Annotated in this window: 22 protein-coding genes; 9 read left to right on the top strand and 13 right to left on the bottom strand. The window is 33.2% G+C overall.

Annotation, left to right across the window (positions count from 1 at the left end):
• Window positions 1-31 precede the first annotated feature (31 nt).
• Window positions 32-1,339, top strand: a complete 1,308-nt coding sequence (locus tag DQN38_RS08525) for a Na+/H+ antiporter family protein (RefSeq protein WP_081303736.1) — start codon at window positions 32-34, stop codon at window positions 1,337-1,339.
• A gap of 391 nt (window positions 1,340-1,730) precedes the next feature.
• Here DQN38_RS08525 and DQN38_RS08520 read toward each other — a convergent pair whose 3' ends face one another.
• From DQN38_RS08520 to dnaG, 4 genes are read right to left on the bottom strand one after another with little or no spacing between them, the layout of a single operon-like run.
• Window positions 1,731-2,429: an SIMPL domain-containing protein gene (locus DQN38_RS08520; RefSeq protein WP_002850869.1), complete on the bottom strand. Its 699-nt coding sequence runs from the start codon at window positions 2,427-2,429 to the stop codon at window positions 1,731-1,733.
• A 54-nt stretch (window positions 2,430-2,483) separates the two neighbouring features.
• Window positions 2,484-3,371 (bottom strand): radical SAM/SPASM domain-containing protein, encoded by an 888-nt coding sequence (locus DQN38_RS08515; RefSeq protein WP_065843612.1) that lies wholly within the window; start codon window positions 3,369-3,371, stop codon window positions 2,484-2,486.
• 13 nt (window positions 3,372-3,384) lie between these two features.
• A complete protein-coding gene (locus DQN38_RS08510) occupies window positions 3,385-4,374 on the bottom strand; it encodes an argininosuccinate synthase domain-containing protein (protein ID WP_065843611.1) in 990 nt (329 codons plus the stop codon).
• Window positions 4,371-6,011 carry a DNA primase gene (gene dnaG / locus DQN38_RS08505; protein ID WP_065843610.1) on the bottom strand — a complete coding sequence of 547 codons (1,641 nt, stop codon included), beginning with the start codon at window positions 6,009-6,011 and terminating at the stop codon, window positions 4,371-4,373. The genes DQN38_RS08510 and dnaG overlap by 4 nt, the downstream gene beginning before the upstream one ends.
• 61 nt (window positions 6,012-6,072) lie before the next feature.
• On the opposite strand from dnaG, the gene DQN38_RS08500 reads away from it, so the two are divergent.
• Genes DQN38_RS08500 through aroC form a run of 4 tightly spaced genes read left to right on the top strand, consistent with a single transcriptional unit; the run spans window position 6,073 to window position 9,217 of the window.
• Window positions 6,073-7,083, top strand: coding sequence for a tetratricopeptide repeat protein (locus DQN38_RS08500; protein ID WP_065843609.1), 1,011 nt, complete (start codon window positions 6,073-6,075; stop codon window positions 7,081-7,083).
• Window positions 7,061-7,486, top strand: coding sequence for a ribonuclease HI (gene rnhA, locus DQN38_RS08495; protein ID WP_002850862.1), 426 nt, complete (start codon window positions 7,061-7,063; stop codon window positions 7,484-7,486). Before DQN38_RS08500 ends, rnhA begins: the two co-directional genes overlap by 23 nt.
• Entirely contained in the window at window positions 7,479-8,150 is a 672-nt protein-coding gene (gene rnc, locus DQN38_RS08490; RefSeq protein WP_010400315.1) for a ribonuclease III, read from the top strand. Before rnhA ends, rnc begins: the two co-directional genes overlap by 8 nt.
• Window positions 8,147-9,217 (top strand): chorismate synthase, encoded by a 1,071-nt coding sequence (aroC, locus tag DQN38_RS08485; protein WP_002850860.1) that lies wholly within the window; start codon window positions 8,147-8,149, stop codon window positions 9,215-9,217. Before rnc ends, aroC begins: the two co-directional genes overlap by 4 nt.
• Before the next feature lie 28 nt (window positions 9,218-9,245).
• On the opposite strand, the gene DQN38_RS08480 is transcribed toward aroC, so the two are convergent.
• From DQN38_RS08480 to DQN38_RS08455, 8 genes are all read right to left on the bottom strand, one after another.
• Window positions 9,246-10,469, bottom strand: a complete 1,224-nt coding sequence (locus DQN38_RS08480) for a hypothetical protein (RefSeq protein ID WP_002850857.1) — start codon at window positions 10,467-10,469, stop codon at window positions 9,246-9,248.
• A complete protein-coding gene (locus DQN38_RS08975) occupies window positions 10,460-10,621 on the bottom strand; it encodes a hypothetical protein (protein WP_162832104.1) in 162 nt (53 codons plus the stop codon). The genes DQN38_RS08480 and DQN38_RS08975 overlap by 10 nt, the downstream gene beginning before the upstream one ends.
• Window positions 10,621-10,794: a hypothetical protein gene (locus DQN38_RS08970; protein ID WP_002850853.1), complete on the bottom strand. Its 174-nt coding sequence runs from the start codon at window positions 10,792-10,794 to the stop codon at window positions 10,621-10,623. The genes DQN38_RS08975 and DQN38_RS08970 overlap by 1 nt, the downstream gene beginning before the upstream one ends.
• Window positions 10,787-12,661 (bottom strand): mechanosensitive ion channel family protein, encoded by a 1,875-nt coding sequence (locus tag DQN38_RS08475; protein WP_002850838.1) that lies wholly within the window; start codon window positions 12,659-12,661, stop codon window positions 10,787-10,789. The genes DQN38_RS08970 and DQN38_RS08475 overlap by 8 nt, the downstream gene beginning before the upstream one ends.
• Window positions 12,624-13,292 carry a carbonic anhydrase gene (locus DQN38_RS08470; RefSeq protein WP_002850835.1) on the bottom strand — a complete coding sequence of 223 codons (669 nt, stop codon included), beginning with the start codon at window positions 13,290-13,292 and terminating at the stop codon, window positions 12,624-12,626. Before DQN38_RS08470 ends, DQN38_RS08475 begins: the two co-directional genes overlap by 38 nt.
• Window positions 13,293-13,304: 12 nt before the next feature.
• Window positions 13,305-15,740 (bottom strand): bifunctional diguanylate cyclase/phosphodiesterase, encoded by a 2,436-nt coding sequence (locus DQN38_RS08465; protein WP_170117953.1) that lies wholly within the window; start codon window positions 15,738-15,740, stop codon window positions 13,305-13,307.
• Entirely contained in the window at window positions 15,733-16,587 is an 855-nt protein-coding gene (locus DQN38_RS08460; protein ID WP_065843908.1) for a cytochrome-c peroxidase, read from the bottom strand. Before DQN38_RS08460 ends, DQN38_RS08465 begins: the two co-directional genes overlap by 8 nt.
• Before the next feature lie 165 nt (window positions 16,588-16,752).
• Window positions 16,753-17,103: a Fur family transcriptional regulator gene (locus tag DQN38_RS08455; protein ID WP_002850829.1), complete on the bottom strand. Its 351-nt coding sequence runs from the start codon at window positions 17,101-17,103 to the stop codon at window positions 16,753-16,755.
• A gap of 184 nt (window positions 17,104-17,287) precedes the next feature.
• Between DQN38_RS08455 and DQN38_RS08450 the strand changes: the two genes are divergently transcribed.
• From DQN38_RS08450 to DQN38_RS08435, 4 genes are read left to right on the top strand one after another with little or no spacing between them, the layout of a single operon-like run.
• Window positions 17,288-18,697, top strand: a complete 1,410-nt coding sequence (locus DQN38_RS08450) for a metal ABC transporter solute-binding protein, Zn/Mn family (protein ID WP_065843907.1) — start codon at window positions 17,288-17,290, stop codon at window positions 18,695-18,697.
• Window positions 18,694-20,235: a HoxN/HupN/NixA family nickel/cobalt transporter gene (locus DQN38_RS08445; RefSeq protein WP_065843906.1), complete on the top strand. Its 1,542-nt coding sequence runs from the start codon at window positions 18,694-18,696 to the stop codon at window positions 20,233-20,235. The genes DQN38_RS08450 and DQN38_RS08445 overlap by 4 nt, the downstream gene beginning before the upstream one ends.
• Complete coding sequence (locus DQN38_RS08440; RefSeq protein WP_065843905.1) at window positions 20,232-20,987, top strand: metal ABC transporter ATP-binding protein; 756 nt, start codon at window positions 20,232-20,234, stop codon at window positions 20,985-20,987. The genes DQN38_RS08445 and DQN38_RS08440 overlap by 4 nt, the downstream gene beginning before the upstream one ends.
• On the top strand, window positions 20,984-21,811 hold the full coding sequence (locus DQN38_RS08435; protein ID WP_011732323.1) for a metal ABC transporter permease: 828 nt from the start codon (window positions 20,984-20,986) through the stop codon (window positions 21,809-21,811). Before DQN38_RS08440 ends, DQN38_RS08435 begins: the two co-directional genes overlap by 4 nt.
• Here DQN38_RS08435 and DQN38_RS08430 read toward each other — a convergent pair.
• Window positions 21,808-22,716, bottom strand: a complete 909-nt coding sequence (locus DQN38_RS08430; protein ID WP_065843904.1) for a DMT family transporter — start codon at window positions 22,714-22,716, stop codon at window positions 21,808-21,810. The two genes, DQN38_RS08435 and DQN38_RS08430, sit on opposite strands and share 4 nt — an antisense overlap.
• Window positions 22,717-22,741: the final 25 nt, after the last annotated feature.

Here is a 22,741-nt window from a genome sequence, read left to right as displayed (position 1 = left end):
ATGCTAGCTTATTAAATTTCAAAGGTAGATTATGTTGCTTACAAATCCCGTGGTGCTTAGCGTTTTGCTTATGTGCGTTTTGTGCTTACTGCGCTTTAACGTTTTTTTAGCCATACTTATCTCGGCTTTAGCTGCTGGAATGCTAGCCGGAAAAGGTTTGGTAGAGACTACGAATTTACTCATAACAGGAATGCAAGGCAACTTAGAAACCGCACTTAGCTACATACTTCTTGGAGCGCTTGCGGCGGCTATCAGTATGACGAATTTAACTCCTATTTTGATACATTACGTTAGTAAATTTATAAGTAAAAAGGTTTTTTGGTTTTCTTTGAGCATAGCTTTTATAGCATGTTTTTCTCAAAATCTCATACCTGTTCATATAGCTTTTATACCTATTTTGATACCACCGTTACTTGCTTTGATGAATAAGCTTAAGATAGACAGACGAGCTGTGGCGTGCGCACTTACTTTTGGATTAAAAGCTCCTTATGTAAGCATTTCAGTCGGTTTTGGTATTTTGTTCCATACTATTCTTAAAAAAGAGTTAAATAGTAACGGTATGAACGTAGAGATAGGCGATATAAGTAGCGTTATGTGGATAGGCGGCGTAGCTATGCTCATCGGTTTAGTTTTGGCGCTGTTTTATTATAGAAAACCTAGAGATTATACGCAAAGCGCTTTAGAAAGTAAAGAGATAAAAGTAGCGGATAAAAAAGATCTTTGTATGGGGCAAAAAGAGTGTGTCGTGCTTGGCGGCGCCGTCATAGCTTTTGGTGTCCAAATTTGGAGTAGCTCTCTTCCTTTAGGAGCTCTTTTGGGGCTTATAGTTATGATAATCTTTGGCGGTATCGAGTATAAAAAGATGGATAAAGTTATGGAGCAAGGTCTTGCTATGATGGCTTTTATCGCTTTTATCATGCTTGTAGCTGCGGGATTTGGTTCTGTTATCAGAGAAACCGGCGGTATAAATGAGCTTATAAATTTTGCAAGTTCTATAAGCGGCGGTAAGCTTGGTGGAGCTATCATTATGCTAGTTATCGGACTACTTGTAACTATGGGTATCGGAACTAGTTTTGGAACTATTCCTATCATAGCCGCGATTTACGTGCCACTTTGCGTGAGCCTTGGATTTAGCGTTTCTGCGACTATACTTTTAGTCGGTATCGCCGCGGCCGTGGGAGACGCCGGAAGTCCTGCTAGTGATAGTACTTTAGGACCGACTTCAGGATTAAATAGCGACGGCAAGCATAGCCACATCTACGATACTTGCGTACCGACTTTTATATTTTTCAATATCCCGCTAATCGTATTTGGCGTGATATTTTCGCTATTTATCTAAATTTAGAATTATTTTAGATAATGAATAAACTTATAAGCTAGTATTTACTTAGCTTTTTGCATACTGCTTTGGTCTTTGATACTGGTATTTGATAAATTTGCCCGGACTAGCTTAGATTATCAGTATCTTTTTTACTCAAGCATACTCACTTTGTCGGCATTTTTGGTGGTTTTGATGTTTGGCGAAGAGGTATTAGGGTTTATCTTATCTCGCTTATGCTAGCCATAGTCTCTGGAGTTTTGGCTAGTGTAAAACAAAGATGAATATAAATTTATGATTTATGCAAAGTAAGTTAAAACGATTATCAACGCTGGTGCAGTGTGCGTTACTATACTAAATAACTTCATATATCTAAAAAGAGTAAAGTTTAATTTACTCTTAATATTATCTCTTATTTTAGCAAATACTCAACTTGAGTTACAACTCGGATATTTTTCTTCTCCTCTAATCCTACGGCCGCATTTTCGATACTAAAAAGCCCTTGAGTCGCCTTTTTTATTTTGCCGACTTCGCTTCCTGAGAGAGTCGCAAATTGCTCGGCTGCTAGTTTAGCGTTTTTTGTCGCTTCGGCTATCATTTGCGGTTTGATATCATTTAGTTTTGTAAATTCAAATGCAATTCTGTTTTCATAGTCTTGACTGATGGCGATATTGTCACTAGCTAGCTCCAAAGATTCTCTTTGTGCTTGTTTTATTTCAGATATTTTATTTGTGCGTATCAGTAAGGTGGCTTTGGCTATGTATGTGTAGCGAATTTTTTGAGAATCCATATAAGGATTTATAGAATTATCAGTAATAGAAGGCGCCTGAATAGTGTAATCACTAGCATTTAAACCTCGTTTATTTAGAAAATTTTCGGCTATTTTCGTTTTTTCTAACACTTTCTTTTGAAGCTCTACTAGGTCATTATCTCCGACCGAAAAACTCATTTGCCATACTGCTAAGTCCGCAAGCACTTCTTTTTCTGCCAATCCCCTGACGCTTACGCTGCGTTCGCTTTTTACGATAGTGCTAAAACCTATAGCCAAAATCACTGCAGCTATGACTATCGAAGCAGGTAAAAATATAAGATTATGTTTATCGATTTGCATATTTCGCCTTTAAATTTGATGCGATAATTATATCAAAATTCTATAATTCCTAGCTTAGCTGACTCCGACTAAGTAGGCGCATTTTTGGCAATAATTTTCAACAATTTTACCTTGCTTAAATCCGTTTTTGATATTTTTTACTCTCTGTGATCTTAAAATTTGAGCTAAACTTTCGCTTTTTATATTACCTAAATTTATAGCTCCTGCGTAATCTATGCAGCAAGGTACAACCACTCCATCGCTCAAAATTCCAAGTTGATCTTTTAATGCATAACAAGTTTTAGTGCTGTTTATTAAATTATCATTTCTCCATTCAAAAGAGGTTTTAAAATTTAATAATACCTTTCTTGCAAGCCGAATTTTTACGTTTTTTTCATAAATTTTTTGAGCAAAATTTAGCTTTATATGTTTTAGATGCTCGCTTAAATTTATATCAAAATGTTTTTCAAATTTATCTAAAACTTGAATCATTTTTTCATTATCACTTAATAAAAAATCGCTTTGAATACGTAAATTTATAAAAGTATCGCTCCTATTTGCTAAACTAAAATCACAAAATTCAAGTAAATTCGCGATATAATCATCTTTAAAATGGTTATTTTCATCCAAAAACGCACTCAAAGAAAATGAAATTTGATGAAAAGGAGGTTTTAAAAGCATATCAAAATCATGATCGCAAATCATTTTCCCAGTCGTAACTAGATCGATTTTTAGGTTGAATTTGGATACTAAATTTATATATTCTTTTAAATTGCTTACTTCTAAAGGATCCCCTAAAATATGCAAACAAATTCTCTTAGTTAAAGGTGATACTTGATACAAAACTTTTTCAAACAGCTCAAGACTCATTGTTTTACGCATTGTTTTCATAAGAGGAGATGGACAAAAACTGCATTTACAAGAGCAGATATCGCTGATTTCAATATATACTTTTTTAAACATAAACTTAGTAAACTTACTTTATAAAATACGTTTGTGCTATATTTTTATTATCGAATGGTGATACGTCGAGCGTTTTGTCGCCTATTTTTGCTCTATATATTTTGTCTTTTTCGCTTTTGCAATAAGTGATGGCAAGACGTGCGCCAAACTCTAAATCCTCTTTTGATGCGTTTTTGCTGATGAATGAATGAGCGCCGATGATATCATCGAATTTTATACTTTCCATCTTTTTTAAATTCAAAGCTTCTAAATAAGCATTGTCTTTTTCATCTCGACCGATTATCATTTTTGCTCCTCCAAGCAGTCGTAAATGGCGGCCGTAGCGCAGACTTTGAAGATCGTCTTCACTCATATTTTTATCAAATTTAATGAAGTCTCTAATGCGATTAGAAAATCCTTCCATCGTGTACAGACATCCTCCCCCCGGAGTTTCAAAATCACTAAAGCCAAATTCATGTGCAAGTTCTAGTTGTCTGCTTCTGCCGCGTCCGTTAAAATCAAGTAAAAGCTCTCTATCTACTAAACCCTCGCGCTCAGGACGAGTAGGTTTTAAAAGTTTCGCGCAAAGCGGTCGCAAAATTATATCATTGTCATCTAAGGCTAGATTTTTTACATGCACCATAGCGTCGTTTCTTTGGCTCATCGGTCGCTGACCGACTACTTCACCGCTGATAACAAAGCTCGCGTCGTAATCCTCTAGCATAGATATAGCTGTTCTAAACATAAAACCATGACAATCAATACAAGGATTAAACTGTTTTCCATATCCGAATTTAGGATTAAAAAGAACCTCTTGCAGATATTTGCTTCTTGCATTTATCACTTCAAAAGTAGCTCCAGCCATTTTAGCTCTACGACTCATAAGCTCTGCTTTATCCGGGTTTCCTCCAAAACCGATATCGATATTTAAAGCATGCACTTCAATACCTTGTGAGCTTATAAGTTTGATAGCAAGCATACTATCAAGCCCTCCGCTAAATAGTGCCAGACATTTTTTATTCATTGAATTCCTTTTAATTGCTTTTTTATATTTTGTAATTGTGCTATTTTTTCAAATTTAGATTTGTCGTTTGAGCTAGCAAGCAAAACGATAGTTTTATCACAAAAGTTGATTTTTAGTATATTTAGTGCTTTTTTTAGTCTATCTAAACTATCGTAAATTTCAAAATTATCATTTAAGCTTAGCTCTCTTATGTGTGGATTATTTGGATTTTGAGAGATAGTTACTGCTTTATAAATTTCATTGTGAGTTACGAACATATCGCTTCCGCAATCTGATTTTACTACCTCTAAATAATCTTTATTTAAAAGCATATTTTTTAAAATTTCAAGCTCTAAAAGATCTTTTTTTGCACTTTTGGTCTCTTTTGCCATCTGCTTTTTGGGTGAATATCTAAAACCATTGCCACAAAGACTAAAGCTATTTGGAGCTAAACTCAGAAGTGAAGATACCAGCGGCACGTATGAGTTTGCCACTATTTCTTTTAGTCCTTTTGTGAATTCCTGTACGCTTTCAAGAGTTTTAGCAACTTCAAGAGGAGTTTTTGGATTTGAGGATTTTATGAGATGTCTTATGTAAAACTCTCCAAGTTCAACCCCGCCTTCTAAACTATTTCTTAACTCATTTGCTCTACCGCTAGCTACAAGCTCAGCCGGATCTTTCCCCCCGCTTATAAGAACTACTCTTCCGTCGCACTCGCTGCTAGCTAACAATTTTGCACTTTTAAATGCAGCATTTACGCCGGCTTCATCGTTATCAAAACTTAAAATAACTTTTATATCAGAACGCTTCAAAAGAGGAATATGTTTTTCGGTAAGTGCAGTTCCAAGCACGGCTACAGCGTTGCTAATTCCTGCTAGATGCAGCATTATGCAGTCCATATATCCTTCGCAAATGATGATTTCGCCTTTTTTAAATATCTGATTTTTGGCTTTATCATATCCGTAAAGCAGTTTTGATTTATCAAATATAGCAGATTGAGGCGAATTTACATATTTTGCCGGATTATTTGATATTGTGCGACCGCCAAATCCGACAAGTTTTCCAAGATGATTATAAATAGGAAAAGTTATGCGGTTTATAAAGCTGGCATAAAGCCCCGTTTCGTTTTGCTTGACTGCTCCTACGTACAGCGCTTCTTTTGGTTCTATCTCTTCATTTTCTAGTAAATTTATAGTTGCTTGAGACGCTCCAGCCCAGCCAAGTTCCCACTTTTCTATCATAGCATCGTTTATACCGCGACTATATAAATAGTTTATAGCTTCACGGTTTTTATAAAGCATACTTTTATAATATAAATTTAAATTTTCTAATATTTTTTTATCATAGTGATGTTCGTTTTTGTTATCTGTGTAATTAAGCGTGAAGTTGTACATATTTGCTAGTTTTTCTATAGCTTCAGGATAGCTTAGTTTTTCATAATCCATTATAAATTTAATACTATCTCCGCCGGCTTTGCATGAAAAACAGTGAAAAATACCTTTGCTAGGACTTACTCTCATAGACGGATTTTTATCATTATGAAACGGGCATACGCATACAAAGTCGCTTCCGGAACGTTTAAGAGGCAGATAACTTCCTACAACGTCTGCTATATCAACGATATTTTTTAAATTTTCAATGCTACTAGCTTCTATCATAAGCGAGATTATACCTTGAATTTGCTATAATGGTCATTAAATTTAATATATAGGTTTGTATTTGGACTTCTTTTTTGTAGAGTATAGAGATCCGATTTTTGGGCTTATTGTATTTTTTGGAGCGCTTCTTTTAATAGCCGTGCTTAGCTATGTTTGGGGTATTTTTTCTATCAAAGATGAAAAACACAGCATAGAGAAATTTGTTAAAAAATTTGAAAATAGTAGCGGACTTAGTGAAAAGCACAAAAAGATGCTTCTTGAACTTGATGTTGATACAAACTCGCTTAGCGTTTTAGCCCTTACATTCGCAAAAAGCGGAGATTTTGATAAGGCTATAAGCGTGTATTTGGTTGCTATCGATAAATCACCCGGTAAAAAGCAGCGTGAGTTTTTATTGGTAGCGTTAGGAAAAATATATCTAAAAGCTGGATTTTTAAAAAAAGCCAGTGAAGTGTTTTTAGAATCTCTCAAACTAAGCCCTAGAAATAGTGAAGCTTTAAGATATCTTGGCGTAACATATGAAAAACTTAGAATGTATGAAAATAGTCTTGAAACTTTAGACGCTTTAAATGAACAAGGTGCGGATACAAAAGCAGAAGTTGCCTATATAAAAGCTCTTATCATAACTAGCAAAACTAGTAAATTTAGTGAAAAAGTGGCTCAAATTCTAAGTCTTAGTGAAGATTTTCCACTTTTAAAAAGAATGGTTTTAGAGCAGTTTATAAAGCATAATGAGCCTTTAGACGGTCTAAGTATGCTGCGTCTTGATGAGTGTATAGACATAGTTTTTAGACTTGATAATCTTTTAAATTTAGAAAATACGGAGTTTAAAGAGCTTTTAGGCGCTAAGGGTCTATCTGATGATAAGCCAAAAGATTTTAATTTAGCTCTTTTAAGGGCCGCAAACGATAATTTTCTTGGAGCAACTCTTAGTTTTAGTTATTTTTGTACCGAGTGCAAAACAAGTTATCCGTTATTTTTCTACCGCTGTCCAAACTGCGCGAGATTAGGAAGTGTAAAAATTTTAACCCACGTTATAAAGGATACTAGTGAAGAAGATATGCCTTTTTAGCGATGGAAGTTGTTTAAATAATCCAGGAGCCGGCGGCTGGGCTTATATACTTGAGTATGAAGGGTATAAAAAATCCTCTAGCGGCGGAGCTGCTTATACTACAAATAACAAAATGGAGATACAAGCCGTGATAGAAGGTTTAAAAGCATTAAAAGAGCCGTGCGAAGTAAGCCTTTATACAGATAGTAGTTACGTAGCAAACGCTATAAATATATGGCTTGATAGTTGGATTAAGAAAAAATTTAAAAATGTAAAAAACGTAGAACTATGGCAGGAGTTGCTAGAACTTCTAAATATTCACAAAGTTAGTGCAAACTGGGTAAAAGCACATAACGGTCATCCGCAAAATGAAGAGTGCGATAAATTGGCAAGAAATCAAGCGATAAAGGCACAAAATGGATAAATTAAATAGATTAGAAGAGCATTTAGGTTATAAATTTAAAAATAAAACGTTGCTAAAAGAGGCGCTAACTCATAAGAGTATGAAAAGTAGCGTAAATAATGAGCGGCTCGAGTTTTTAGGAGATGCTGTTTTGGATCTTATAGTAGGAGAGTATCTATTTTTTAAATTTAAAGATACGGATGAGGGAAATCTCTCAAAGCTAAGAGCGGCTTTGGTAAATGAAAAGAGTTTTGCAAGTATAAGTTCGCAGATAAGATTAGGAGATTTTTTGTATCTGTCTGCTGCCGAGGATAATAATAACGGAAGAAATAAGCCAAGCTTAGTTAGCGATGCTTTAGAAGCACTTATGGGAGCTATATATTTAGAAAGCGGTTTAGAAGCGGTCAAAAAAATTTTTATAAATCTTTTAGAATCTCAGTATAATAATATAGACTTACAAAGCCTTGGGAAAGACTATAAAACGACTTTACAAGAGATTACTCAAGCGAGGTTCGGCGTTACGCCTAGGTACGAGCTTGTAAGTTCAAGCGGACCGGATCATAAAAAAAGTTTTGAAATGGCTGTTTTTTTAAACGACAAGGAGCTTGCTCGCGCTATTGGAAATAGCAAAAAAGAGGCTGAACAGAGTGCTGCGTGGAAAGTTTTGCAAGGAATGAATATATGAATACGTTTGGAAGCAAGCTTAGACTAACTACATTTGGGGAGAGTCACGGAAAAGCTATCGGAGGAGTTTTGGATGGATTTCCTGCCGGAGTAGCTATAGATGAAGAGTTTTTGCAAAGCGAGATGGATAAAAGAAAACCGGGCGGAAAGTACGCTACAAGTAGAAAAGAAGCCGATGAAGTAGAGATATTGAGCGGTATTTTTGAAGGATTTAGTACAGGAACACCTATAGGATTTATAATAAAAAACTCAAATCAGCACTCAAAAGATTATGATAGTATAAAAGATCTTTTCAGACCAGGACACGCGGATTTTACGTATTTTTCTAAATTTGGAGTGCGAGATCATAGAGGCGGAGGCAGAAGTAGCGCTAGAGAAACTGCCGTTCGAGTAGCCGCAGGAGCTTTTGGAGCTATGATGTTAAAAGAGTTTGATATAGATATTAAAAGTGGAGTTTTTAGTATAGGAAAACTCAAATCAAATAAAATTGATTTTGAATTTGCCAGTAAAAGTGAGATTTTTATGCTTGATAGCGATATAGAAGAGGACGCAAAAAATCTTATACTAGATGTAAAAAATAGCAACGATAGCGTAGGAGCTGCTACTCTTACTATTATAAATGGCGTTCCTGCTGGGCTAGGAGAGGTGCTTTATGATAAGCTTGATGCTAGACTCGCGGCTGCTATGATGGGTATAAATGGAGTAAAAGGAGTAGAGATAGGTTTAGGAAGCCAAGCTAGTTTTATTTTAGGAAGTCAAAATAATGATTTTATGGATAAAAACGGATTTATGAGCAATAACGCAGGCGGAATCTTAGGCGGAATCTCAAACGGTGAGCCTATAATGATAAAAACTTATTTTAAGCCGACTCCAAGTATATTTAAAGATCAGCCTACCATAAATTTAAACGGCGATGAGGTGACTTGCGCTTTAAGAGGTCGTCATGATCCTTGTATAGGCATAAGAGGCAGCGTAGTTGCTAATGCTATGGCAAGACTAGTTATATCTGATATGCTTCTTTTAAATGCTAGCTCAAAGCTTTCAAATTTAAAAAAAATCTACTCTTAAAATTTATCTCAAATAAGCTAAAATCCGTTTAGGAGTTTAGCTTCTCGCTTATAAAATTTGCTATAGCCTCGCTAGAGCTTCTTAAATTATAAACCTCATTGTCTCTATAGCTTTTTATTTTGGTTTTAAACTCATCTAAATTTAAATTTTTTATAGCTTTTATTATATCGTTAGAGTTTTTTGCTACTATGTGCAAGTCGCTATTTGCAAGTGAATAATCTACTTTATTTATACGATGTTTTCCAAAGTTTTTACCAAATACATGTTCAGGGTAATACAAAATACATGGTCTAAGATTTGTAAGTGGCAGCGTAAAAGCAAGGCTTGAGTAGTCGCTTACGCAGCAGCAAATTTCACTTATAAGCTCATCGTCTATCTTAGCATGAGATGTTTTTCTCGTGTTTGTATCAAATTTAAAAAGTTCATTTGTACTAAACTCTTTTAAAATATTTTGATTGCAGTCTAATTCCTCTTGTCCTGGTTTTGGTCTAAATATAACTTTATAGCCGTTTTTTAGTAGATCTCTTAAAGCAGGCACGATACTATCTACGCTTTTTGTGCTATATAAAGCTATAAGAATCGATTTTTGCGCTTTGAGATCTTTGTGATTTTTTAAATTTAAATCCAAACTTGGGTAACCAAGCGGTACAAGTTTATTTTTATCTATACCCATATCTAAAAACAGTTTATAATTTGTACGACTAGGAACTATGAAGTAGTCTATGGCCATATTTTGATACTCTTTTATCTCTTCTTCTATGTGAATATCTTTTCTTGCGTAGTAGCTTAAAAGTGCAAGCGGAGTCGTATATCCATGCGGAATCATAATTTTTATAGATTTTGGATGTACCATAAGTTTTTTATTAAATTTCTCAAAATTACCCGTTGCCGCTACTACTTTGAAATTCAAAAATTTAAGATATTCAAAAGGGATAAGCAGTATTTTGTCATCACTGCTTTGAGATGATTTTCGTATTTGGTAATTGAAATAATCTGTAAATATCTCTACAAAGCAAGTTTTGCTATTTTGCAGATATTTTATGATATCGCCAAGATGCTTTCCGTCGCTCATACCAGAATGAAGCAGAGCCGCAGTTTTATGAGGTTCTATTTTTAGATAGCTTAGGATTTCGCTCATTATCCATTTAAATCCATCCACCGGTATCAAATTTAAACTTTTAACTTTTTTGATCAGCTGTTTTTTTAAAATTAGATTTTTTGGATGAGTCGTGTCACAAGCTATTAATGCCAACCCCCCCCTATGGTATTTATTTTGTCTGAGTTTTCTTCTATTTTAAGTCCTGCTTTGAAGTCATCTAAGAATTCGTACGTATGACCTAAAATTTCTAAATTATGGGCGAGCATAAGCGAATGCCCGCCGTTTGGATATATGAAATAATGCATTAATACTCGTAGCTCTCTTCTTCATCTTCATCATCGTAAGAGTAGTCGTTTTCATCATAATTATAACTATCTTTTTTATCGTCGTTAAATTCATCTTCAAAGTTCTTATCAAGATCTTGCTCTTCCATATCATCATCTAATTCTTCATCTAATTCTTCAAAATCTTCACGCATTTTTATCCCCTTTCAAATTTAAGTTTTCAAATTCAATTTTTGGCATCTGCTCTATGTATATGCTATTTGACGGAAATGCAAAACTAGCATCATCGTATTTTTCTACTATATCCATAATCTTTAACATAACATCTTGTTTTGTAGCTAAAAATTCTCCCCATACCACCGTTTTACTGAAGCAGTAAATCAGTATATTTATAGAGCTATCTGCAAATTCGTCAAGCACTACAAAAAGGTTGCTTTTATATCCGGCTAAATCATCTACCGAGATCATATTTTGGCGATATTTCATTCTAAAATCTTTAGAGTTTAGCGCGCTATCTACTCCGCTTTTAGCAATCCCCGGATGGTTTAGCAGCATTGTTCTTATATCGTTTATGCAAGCTTCTATACTCTTTTTTGAACAAGAATAGCTAAGACCTACAGTCATTTTAATCTGTCTGCCGACTTTTCTTCTATTCCAGTTTTTTACGTTTTCGCTCATTATTTTTGAGTTTGGCACAAATACTAAAGCATTATCAAATGTTCTAACAGTAGTTTTTCTAAGTCCTATCTCTACTACAGTTCCCTCGACTCCTGCGCAAACTATCCAATCTCCTTGAGAAAATGAGTTGTCAAACAAAAGCATAATGGAAGCAAAAAAGTTTGCTATTATATCTTTTGTAGCAAGAGCTACTGCAAGTCCTCCTATGCCAAGAGACGCTATAAGGGTACTTATATCAAATCCAAGCCTACTTAAAATCAGTAAAATTGTGATTATAACTACTATAAAATATAAGATCTTTATAATAAGATTTACTACCTCTTTTCTACCACTTTTTTGAGCAATTTTGCTTAAAATAACCATTCCGTATCCATCTAATATACCAAGAACTAGCCATGATATAAGAACTATATAGATTATAGTAAAATAGTTTGCAAAATTTATAGGAACTGGACTCGGGTAGTAAAATATACTAAGGCATATATCTACAGAATACGCTATTAAAAAGACGGAAATCGGTTTTTTGATAACTAGTATAAACTGCTCTTGTAGCTCTTTGTGGGCTATTTTCTTTTCTTTTGATAAAAATGCCGTAAATATGCTAAATACAATCTTTGAAAGCATTCTTCGTATAGATATGAAAAATACAAAAATAACTAAAATAAGAAAAAATTTACCGAAATTAAACGTGTCTTGATCAAACGGAACAAGTTTATTTATGTAGTTTATCACATCTTTTAATTTTAAACTCGAAAACAAAAAGTTGCCTGCTAATAAGTCTGAATGGCTTTTTAAATAGTCCAAAATCTCTTGATAGCTATGTCTTTTGATCTCTAAATTTATAAAATTATCGTTAAATTCAGCTTTTAATTCGTCGCTAAGCGAGTCTTTTAGAGCTTTTATATCTTGATATCCCGATACTTGAACATTTGTTATGGTATTTTCTAGTATAGAGTTTATATCATCTTGTTTTGCATCTTTTAGAAACGCGTTTGCCAAGTTAGATATCGCGCTATAAAATATCTCGTCTAAATTCGCGTTTTCAGCATTTAGTTTTGCTCTTATAAATTTATCAGAAACTTGATTATCCGATAAAAGTTCAGCCTTTTTTTGTAAATTTAGTCTTTCTCGTTTGATTTTATTTAAATTTGCACTATCATAACTTGTTATAAAAAGAGGAATTTGCTCAAGAAGTGCAGCTTTTTTTGATTTTAACGAGTCAAGATCATGTCCTAAACTAGCATTTTTATCTTTGCTCTGCTCGTCTATGATTAAAATTTGATGATTTATCGTGAATATTTCATCTGTTATACTAGTTAACGACTCGTTTGCCTGTAAGCCAATACTAAAAATCAGTAAAAATTTGATTAAAAATTTTATCATAGTCTATGCTCTTTTCAAGTAATTTAAATGTTTTTGTAGGTTCATCATAATTATAAACTTCTCCTGTTTCTATGATGTAGTGCCAACCGTAAATTTTGATCTCTGCGTTTTCTATTTTTTCCTTAGCTCCAGGAAAAGTTAATAGATTTTGAGTGGAGTTTATGATATTTAACCTCTCTGTTATCCATGCTCTTTTAGCAGGACTTAGAGTTTTGTATTTTAAAACCTCTTCTTTTATATCCGATATCAACATCAGCCATCTTTTTACGATAGGAACTTTGCTTAATTGCTCATCGCTATCGTACAAAGCCGCACAGCCTCCGCAGTTGCTATGTCCGCATACGATTATATTTTTTATATGTAAAACATTTATAGCGTATTCTATTGCTGCGGTAGTTGCTAAGAACTCTTCACTTACTCTGTAGTGCGGTACGATATTTCCTATATTTCTTACTACAAAAAGTTCGCCCGGAAGCGTATTTGTTATCAAATTCGGAACAACTCTTGAGTCAGAACATCCGATAAACAGAGTGTGAGGTGTTTGTTTTGTGCCTAATTTTTCAAATAACTCTTTATGCTCTAAGAAATCTTCTTCCATAAATTTAACTGCACCATTTATAACATCATGCACGAAAACTCCTTGCTAATCTATATTACTAGGATGAATAGGTTTGCCAAGTAAAAAGCCTTGAGCGTATTTTATACCGTAGCTAAGTACTTGTTCTAAAATTTCATTAGATGATACGAATTCGGCTACAACATCGTATTTTTGTCTATTTGCAAACTCTACTATAGTTTGTACGACGCTTCTTGCATTTTCGTCAAACGGAAGTTTTTTGATGATCGAACCGTCTATTTTTAAGTAATCGATGTCAAGCTCAAGCATTCTATAGTAATTTGAGTATCCGCTTCCAAAATCATCTATAGAGAGTTTACATCCGTGATCTTTTATGCTTTCTATAAATGGATTTATCGATGCATAGTCGTCTATACCTTCACTTTCTAATATTTCTACAGTAAGGTGGCTAGGCTGTGAGCAAAGAGAAAGTTTTTGCATAAATAGCTTTTTAACAGATTCGTTTACCATGTCTATGCTTGATAAATTTATAGAAAACTTTTTATCGCAAAATGTTTCTAATAGATCAAAAGCTTTGCTTATAACTTGTTTTGTGAGTGCTATATAAAGCGATGTTTGTTTTGCTACTCCTAAGAACTCTCCAGGATAGTGTATTTTATTTTCGGAATCTATGATGCGTATTAGAATTTCATATGACGACAATATAGGTTTATTGCTTGATCTAATATCAAATATGCCTTGACACTCGACTATAACTCTATTTTCATTTAGTGCGTATTGTATCATTCTTGAGATTAGCTGGTTTTTATGATATTGTTGTTCTATTATGTTGTTATCTTGATAAAATGCTATATTTTGGTCGTTCGATATCGCTTCATGGTGAGCTAAGATAGACTGAGTGAGGCGGTTTGTATTTGGAGTGTCTGCCTCCATGCTAACGCCCATTGTGATATTTATATTTGGTAATATTTCTCTGCCTTCGCTTGTTATTATGTCTATATTTTTTACCTTAAAATACTCTAAGATATGTTTTACATCTTTATTTATATTGCTTCCTTCATACCATATACAAAACTCATCTAGTTGTATTCTGTATATGCTTGAGTTCATTTTATATGTTTCTATGCATAGTTTAAGCGTTTCTGATATCGCAGTTAATATAAGATCCACAGTCGATGTTTTATAAAAAAATCTTAAATTTGAAAAGTGATTTACATTTATATAGATGACGATACCTTTTTTCTTATCATCTATTTTTTCCATAAGCGCTATGTGATTTCCTAAACCTGTTAGTTTATCTGTTAGAGCGCTGTTTCTTATCTCTGCAGTTTTAAATCCAAGCTCTTTTGCTATAAGTCTTTCTTTTGTGATATCTTGTTTGACTATGATAGCTCCAGATATTTGTGAATACTCGTCTAAAGTCGGTATGGCTATTATTTTTTCATATATCAAAAGTCCTTTTTTTGACTTGCTTATAAACTCGTTATATCTGCAGATTTGCTTACTTTGGAGTATATCGTCATAGATATTTGTACCTTTTAAATTTGTATTTAAGAAGCTTAAAGTTTTATTTAAAACTTCTGATTTTTTATATCCACTTATCTGTTCAAAAGCAGGATTTGCATCTATGATTTTGCCTTCTCGATTTATGATTAAAATTTGATTTGGACTATTTGCTATCATATCTCCCATCTGGTTTATTTTGGCTGCATTTTTTCTATTTTTTACGCTTGTATAGATATTTCTAGTAGATGATAATATAATAATAAACAAAAGTACGACTACGCTTATCATAAGATCATTGATGTTTGATTTGAAATGCTTATTTATAGCATTTAAAAAGGCGTCTATTTTTTGCGTGGTTTTTAAATTTATATTATCGTACGATAAATTTGAAAGCGCTAAAATACTATTTCCTACATCTTTAATGGCGCTTAAAAGAGAATAATCAAAACTTTTAGTATCTCCTATATCGTTTAATTGCATATTTATATCGTGATTGAACATAGTTGCGTTAAACTCTGTTCCTAACTTGCTAAGAATTATATACGAGTATAGTTTGCTTACAAACTTTAAATTTGATGCGTATTGTATATTTTGACTTATGTATACAAGATCATTGCTTGATATTGATTTTAGAGTTTGGTATTTTTCTATGATAATTTTTTTATTTTCTATAGCCTTTTTTAGGCTCATAAATATCTTTTTATTTTTGATCTTAAAGAAAAATTTAGAAAAGTCTTTTGACATCTCTATTTCGTGAATAAGTCTGTTTATCTCTGTTATTTTAGCGTTCATATCATCGTAATTTATCATAGATAGTTGTTTAGACATTTGAATATCTATATCGTTATTTAATATTTTTATCTCCGATGCTTTGTCAAGCCAAAAGTTATTTTTTGATATAATTTCACTAGTGTGAAATATAAAATACGCACAAAAAAGAGATAACACCAAAACCATAACAACAATTATTTTATTCGTAATATATCTTTTATTCATATAATATCTCCGGAGTGTTTCCCTCTAAAGTAAGTAGAAATTTATATATCAGTTCGCACTCTTCCTCGTTGTGTTTTCTCGAGTGTATCCTTGATCTTATCATTTCGATAGCGTCTCTAAGCTCATTTACGCGTCCATCGTGAAAATACGGTTTTGTAAGAGAGATGTTTCTTAGCGTTGGCACTTTTAATATCTCGTTTGTATTTATCATTTCATTTTTCATAATGCTTATTATATTTCCGCCTAAATTTATTCCGTTATGACAGCTAACGCAGCCAGATCTTATAAATATATCAAGTCCTTTTTGTTCGTCATCGCTGAGTGCGGTTTTATCTCCTGCTAAAAATTTATCAAAACGACTAAGCGGCGTAGTAAGTGCTTTGATAAACTCAGTTAAAGCATCTACTGAATTTTCAAACGTCACGCCGTCTTTGTAGAGATTTTTAAATTTAGCTTCATATTTAGGATTTTTGTTTATTTGAGATACTATAAATTCCTCTTTACTGTTAAGTTCTTTATCGCTAGTTAATGATTTTTTTATCTGTTCACTGAGATTTTTTATATCTCCTTTACTAGAAAATATAAAATTTAAAGAGGAATTCAGCAGAGTCGGAGGATTTAACAGTTTTTGATTTGAAGTTCCGGTTGCGGTGATTTCAAGATTATGACAAGTTTCACAAGAGATAGTTTTATCTTTGCTTAGTCTTTTATCTCTAAAAAGCTCTTTTCCTAGATCTGCTTTTTGCTTGTTATATGCTTTTTGCTGCGTAAGAGGCATAAATATCTCATCTCTGATCTGTCCAAACAAACTCGTGATAATTCCTAAAATCAGAATTAACTTTATCATCAAAATACCAATACTTTCATTATGCCAATGCTTTCATTATACTGATGTTTTTGGCGAGCTATTTTTACTAGCGTATTTTGCAATTGCTAACCTTTTTTAAATGTATCATTTTATAAAAAAAAGGCTTAAAATCAAATCTATCTGTTGGAAATTTAAAATATCTTACTAGCTGCATTTTTCGCAAATACCCTTTATAACGGCACTTTTTATATTTTTACCAGGTAAATTTGGAACTTCGATTTCTTCCATCTCATGGCATGTTTCGCATACAAAATATGCTTTAGCATGATCTGCTAACTCATAAAAACTTTTATGCTCTATTTCATTTTTGATGATCAAATTTTTGCTTAAAAGAAGATCTAAATTTCTATAAATTGTTGTTTTATTTGCTTTGATTTTAGACAAAAACTCATCATAACTTATAGGTTTGTTTGCGTTTTGCAACATCTTTACTAACTCTATTCTAAGCGGAGTTGAAGATATATTATGGCTTTGTAAAAAAGTAGTCGCTTTCATTTAACCACCTCATTTTTTTGGTTAAAATCATATCATAAAAACAGTTAAATTTAAAATATATAATAAAAAATAAGTCAAATTTTAGCCATATTAGAATATAATTTTTGAATTATTTACTGTTAAGTTGCAACTAAGTTGCATTTGATATAATGCTCTGCAAAATATCAAATTTAAAAGGAAAAAGATGAACAAATTTCTTTGCGTTTTATGTATAGGCGCTGCATTTATATATGCAAAACCAGTTGTAACTACTAGCATTTTACCTACGAAGTATTTTGTTGAGCAAATAGCAGGAGATAGTGTAGACGTAAATTATATGGTAAATGCCGGTGCCGATCCTCATATTTATGAGCCGCGTCCCGAACAGATGAAAAATCTAGAAAAAAGCGATATATTTTTTGCCGTTGGAATGGAATACGAAAATACGTGGCTTCCAAGATTTGCTAAAAGCTATCCGAGCTTAGATATAATCAAAACTCAAAAAGGTGTTCCGCTTATAACTAGCGAGGCTCATGAGCATGGAGATCACGACCATGAAAAACACGATCACGCTAAACAACATAAAGATAGTTATTACGGAATTTTTGATGATAATGATGTAAAAGATAGAGATATCAGCGACTGGAACGGAGATTTTAATAGTGTATATCCGTATTTGATCGATGGTAGTCTTGACCCTGTTTTAGAAGCCAAGGCAAGCTCTCCAAATAGCGATAAAAATTTCAACGAGTATAAAAAACAGTATGAAAAAGGCTATAAAAGCAGTATAAATCGTATAGTTATAAACAACGGTAATATAAGTTTTTATACTTCTAACGGTGTAAATACTGGAAAATATGCTTATAAAGGTTATGAAATTCTAACATATAAAAGCGGTAAAAAAGGTGTCAGGTATCAGTTGGAAAATATAGATAAAAATAGTAATGCACCTAAATTTATTCAGTTTAGCGACCATGAGATCGGTCCTGCAAAAATCTCTCATTTTCATATTTATATGGGAGATGATAGTTTTAAAACTCTTAGTTTAGAACTTGAAAATTGGCCTACTTTTTATAAATCAAATATGAAAAAAGCAGATATCATAGAAGATATGTTAGAACATATAGACAGGAATTTTGATACTCATATCTGGGTTGATCCTCTTCTTGTTAAAATACAAGCTAAAAATATAGCCGACGCTTTAATAGCTCATTATCCTAAAAATAAAGCTTTATATGAAGCAAATTTAGCTAAATTTCAAAATGAACTTGATATGCTAGATAGTTATATAAAAGAGCAACTAGCTTCTGTAAAAAATAGAAATTTCATAGTTTACCATCCGTCGTGGGTGTATTTTGCTAAGCGCTACGGCTTAAATCAAATAGCTATAGAGACTGAAGGAAAAGAGCCAAAACCGGCTCAGTTGGCAAATATCATAAAAGAAGCCAAAGAAGAGAACGTAAAAGTTATCTTTGTAGCGCCGCAGTTTTCTAAAAAAGCAGCACAGCTTATAGCTAAAGAAGCCGGTGCAAATGTTGTAGAGATAGATAATTTAGCCGAGGATTGGGTAGAAAGTATGAAAAATACGGCAAATGCATTTAAAGAAGGTTTATGAAAGTAGTTTTTTTAACTTTAATTTTATTATTGCAAAGTGCGTTTGGATGCGCGCTTTGCTCACTTTATTCACCTACGGCTCATACTGAGATAAGTTTTATCGAAGATGATGATAAAATAAAAGATGCAAAAGTCAAATGGATATTTTCTGAGAATTTTACCGAATTGACTTTTAAAACATATGATATAAACTCAAATTTAAAACTAGAAGAAGATGAATTATCAGAGATTCAAAAAGCTCTTTTGGACTATTTGGAGCCTAAAGATTATTTAATGGATTTTTCGTATTATGACGGAGAGGAAAAAAGCAAAAAACTAAATTTAAAAGCAAATGAGGTAAAAACCGCTATCGAGGACGGAAGACTCGTTTTTACATTTTTATTTCCTTTAAATTTGGATTTAAAAGATGGTAGAGTAATTCGAATAAGTATATTTGATACGCAAGAGTATTTTAACTTCAAAATCGCAGATTCTAGTGCATATGAGACAAAAAGTGGACTTTTCATCAATCCAAATATAAATTTAAATATTGCATTTTACGAGATTGATAAAGAGAAAAAAACAAATCCCGATAAGCCTAGTTTAGCTAGTATAATACCTAAAAATACGAACCCCTCAAATGCGGATGAAAGTCCAAAATACGACTCTACGCAAAACGCTACTTTGGATTCTTTAAAAGATATAGATAGAATCGATGAAGAAAAATATAATCTTTTAGCAAAAGTTAGTACAAATTATCTTGATAATTTAAAGATGCTTATTAAAGATAGCAGCGGTTCTGGAGTGTTTGCTATTTTGCTAGTTTCGTTTGTTTATGGATTTTTACATGCTGCTGGTCCGGGACATGGAAAACTTCTTACTACTAGCTATTTTGCGGCTAACCGCGCTAGTTATATGAAGGCGATCAGCTTGTCCTTAAAAATCGGCTTTTTGCATGTTATTGGAGCGTTGATTTTGGTTTATGTTATGATGTTTGTTATAAATGCTTTTATAACAAAAGCTACAAACGAAGCTGCTAGTATCACGACAAAAATCTCGGCCGTCATAATTATATTAATAGCTATTTTTATGATTTTTACTAAATTAAAGATATTTTTCAAATCAAAAAAAATTAAATTTAAAACAATTAGCGATCAATCCAAAATATATACCAAAATTTTTAACTATTCAAATTCGAATCATGAACATAACGGTACTTGCGGCTGTGTTTGCGCCTCTTTTTCTTCAGGATTTCCTCGCTCGGTTTATGAGTGGATGCTTGTTTTTGCCGCAGCTCTTGTACCTTGCCCAGGAACAGTGCTTGTTTTTGTTTTAGCATTTAGTTTAGGTAGTTTTGGTATAGGATTGGCAAGTGCTTTTATGATAGGTCTTGGTATGGCTAGTGTGATATTTATAGCGGCGGTATTTGGTAAAAGTATGAATGATTCGTTATTTAAATTTAAAAATCTTAGAGTTTATCTTGAGTTTTTAGCTCTTGCTTTAATGATAGTTCTTGGTGTTTATATGTTTATTATTTCAAGTAGAGTTAGTGTTTTATGACAGTAGAATTAAAAAACGTAACATTTGGTTATGACGGCTCTACTATCTTAAAAAACATAAGTTTAGTCTATCATTCTAGTGATTTTCTTAGCATAATAGGACCGAACGGAGGCGGCAAAAGCAGTCTTTTGCGTCTTATGTTAGGTCTTATCGCTCCTTTAAAAGGCAGCGTATTAATAGACGGTAAAAGCCCAAAAGAGCTCTGTAAATTTATAGGGTATGTTCCTCAGCATATACCTATAAATAAAGCATTTCCTATGAGTGTTTTAGAAATTGTTTTAATGGGTAGACTGGATAATAAAATATTTGGATTTTACTCAAAAAAAGATAAAGAATTAGCTATGAATGCACTTAAAAAAGTTTCTATGCAAGATTTTTATAAAAGAGGAATAGGAGAATTAAGCGGCGGAGAGAGACAAAGAGTTTATATAGCAAGAGCACTTTGCAGCGATGCTAAAATTCTTATGCTAGATGAGCCTACGGCTAGTATAGACACAGAGGGTCAGGCAGAAATTTATACTAGACTTAAAGATATAAACGCAACTGGTATAGGTATAGTTATAGTAAGTCATGATATAAATATGGCTATAAGTTTTGCTAGTAAGGTTGCTTATGTTAGTCGCGAACTGTTTTTGCATAGCATAGACGGTAGAGACAAGCAGAGTTTTATAGAGCATTTGAGTCGCTCTCACGATCATTTTTGTGATGTTGAGATAGCTTTAAAAAAGTGCGGCTGTAAGGAGCATGTATGATAGACGCTTTTAGTTTTAGTTTTATGCAAAATGCTCTTTTTGCCGGAATATTAGTAAGCGTGGCGTGTGGCATTATGGGCTCTCTTATAGTTGTAAATAAAATGACTTTTATAGCAGGCGGAGTTGCGCACGGAGCATATGGCGGTATAGGAATAGCATTTTTTTTAGGCTTAAGTCCACTTTTGGGTGCTACTTTTTTTGCCATAGCACTTGGACTTTTAATAGCTTTTATAAGCCTTAAAAATAGAGATCGTACAGATAGCATAATAGGTGCTATATGGGCGTTTGGTATGGCTATAGGTATTATTTTTATAGATATTACTCCAGGATATAATAGCGATCTTATGAGTTATCTTTTTGGATCGATTTTGGCTGTTTCTAGCAGTGATTTATGGTTTATGGCTTTCATAGATCTGCTTTTTATAGCTTTTAGTATAGGACTTTATAGGCAAATTTGCGCAGTAAGTTTTGATAGCGAGTTTGCTAAACTTAGAGGAGTCGACACAACGCTTTTATACTATGCAATGACGGCTCTTATGTCTCTTTGCGTGGTAGCCACTATAAGAGTAGTCGGACTTATACTTGTTATAGCTCTTCTTACTATACCTCCTTATATCGCTGAAAAGTTTAGTCCGAATTTAGGTATTATGATGATTTTAGCAGGCGTTATATCTGCACTTTTCACTATTTTTGGTTTGTGGCTTAGTTATAGTTATAATCTTACGAGTGGTGCTAGCATTATCTTAGTCGCCACGATCTGCTTTTTTGGTGTTGAGGTATTTTGCACATTTAAGTCTAAGCTAAAAAATAAAACTCAAATTTAATTTTCAAATTTAAGAGTCGCTTGCTTTATTAAATTTGAACCTATTTCGCTAAACAGCACTCCAAAAAGTATAGCCGTAGCTCCTAGTACCTGCGTTACGCTTAAAATTTCATTTGCGATATAATAACCGGCTAATCCGGCGCTTACTGGCTCAAGCGTGAATATCAAAGCTGTTTTTGTAGCAGTTGTATAAATTTGAGCGTAGCTTTGTACGAAAAATGCAAATACGGTAGCAAATAGAGCGCAGACTATAAGTGCCATTAAAAACTCTGTTTCAAAACTAATTTGAAGTCCTTGAAATAATGAATTTGTATCGCCACTCTCAAAAAATATCGCTCCAAAAAAGCTTAAAATCGTCACGGCAAAAAATTCGCAAATTACCATCGCATAAATATTACATTTGCTAACCAAAACTCCTGTAAATGAGATATGCAAAGCATAACAAACAGCGCAAATAATGGATAGAATTTCGCCTTTACCAAGCCCAAATTCTCCCGTGCCGCTAAGAAAATATAGTCCGATAAAAGCTATAAGAGCTCCTCCAAATGCAAATTTATTCACACTTTGCTTAAAAAATACAAGCATCAAAAACGGTACTAAAACGACGCTTAATCCTGTGATAAATGCTACTGTTGAGCTATATGAGTATTTGAGCGCATATGTCTGAAAAGCAAATCCGCAAAATAACCAAAATCCTAAAAATAAACCATAATAAATTGATTTTTTATCAAATTTACATATTTTGATGCAAAAAACAAACATAAAAATAGTAGCGATTAAAAATCTCCAAAACAAAAAGCTAAAAACATTAACGCTTTTTATAGCTTCGGCTACCGGTACAAACGTCATTCCCCAAGAGATCGCTACAAAAATAAGCAAGATCTCAGCTATGACACTCTTTTTCAACTTAATCTTCTTTCAATAAAAAATG

It is taken from the genome of Campylobacter fetus subsp. fetus (genome assembly GCF_900475935.1).
Lineage (GTDB): Bacteria > Campylobacterota > Campylobacteria > Campylobacterales > Campylobacteraceae > Campylobacter > Campylobacter fetus.
The sequence above is the reverse complement of the archived record's forward strand: the minus strand, read 5'-3'. Positions and strand labels throughout refer to the sequence as shown.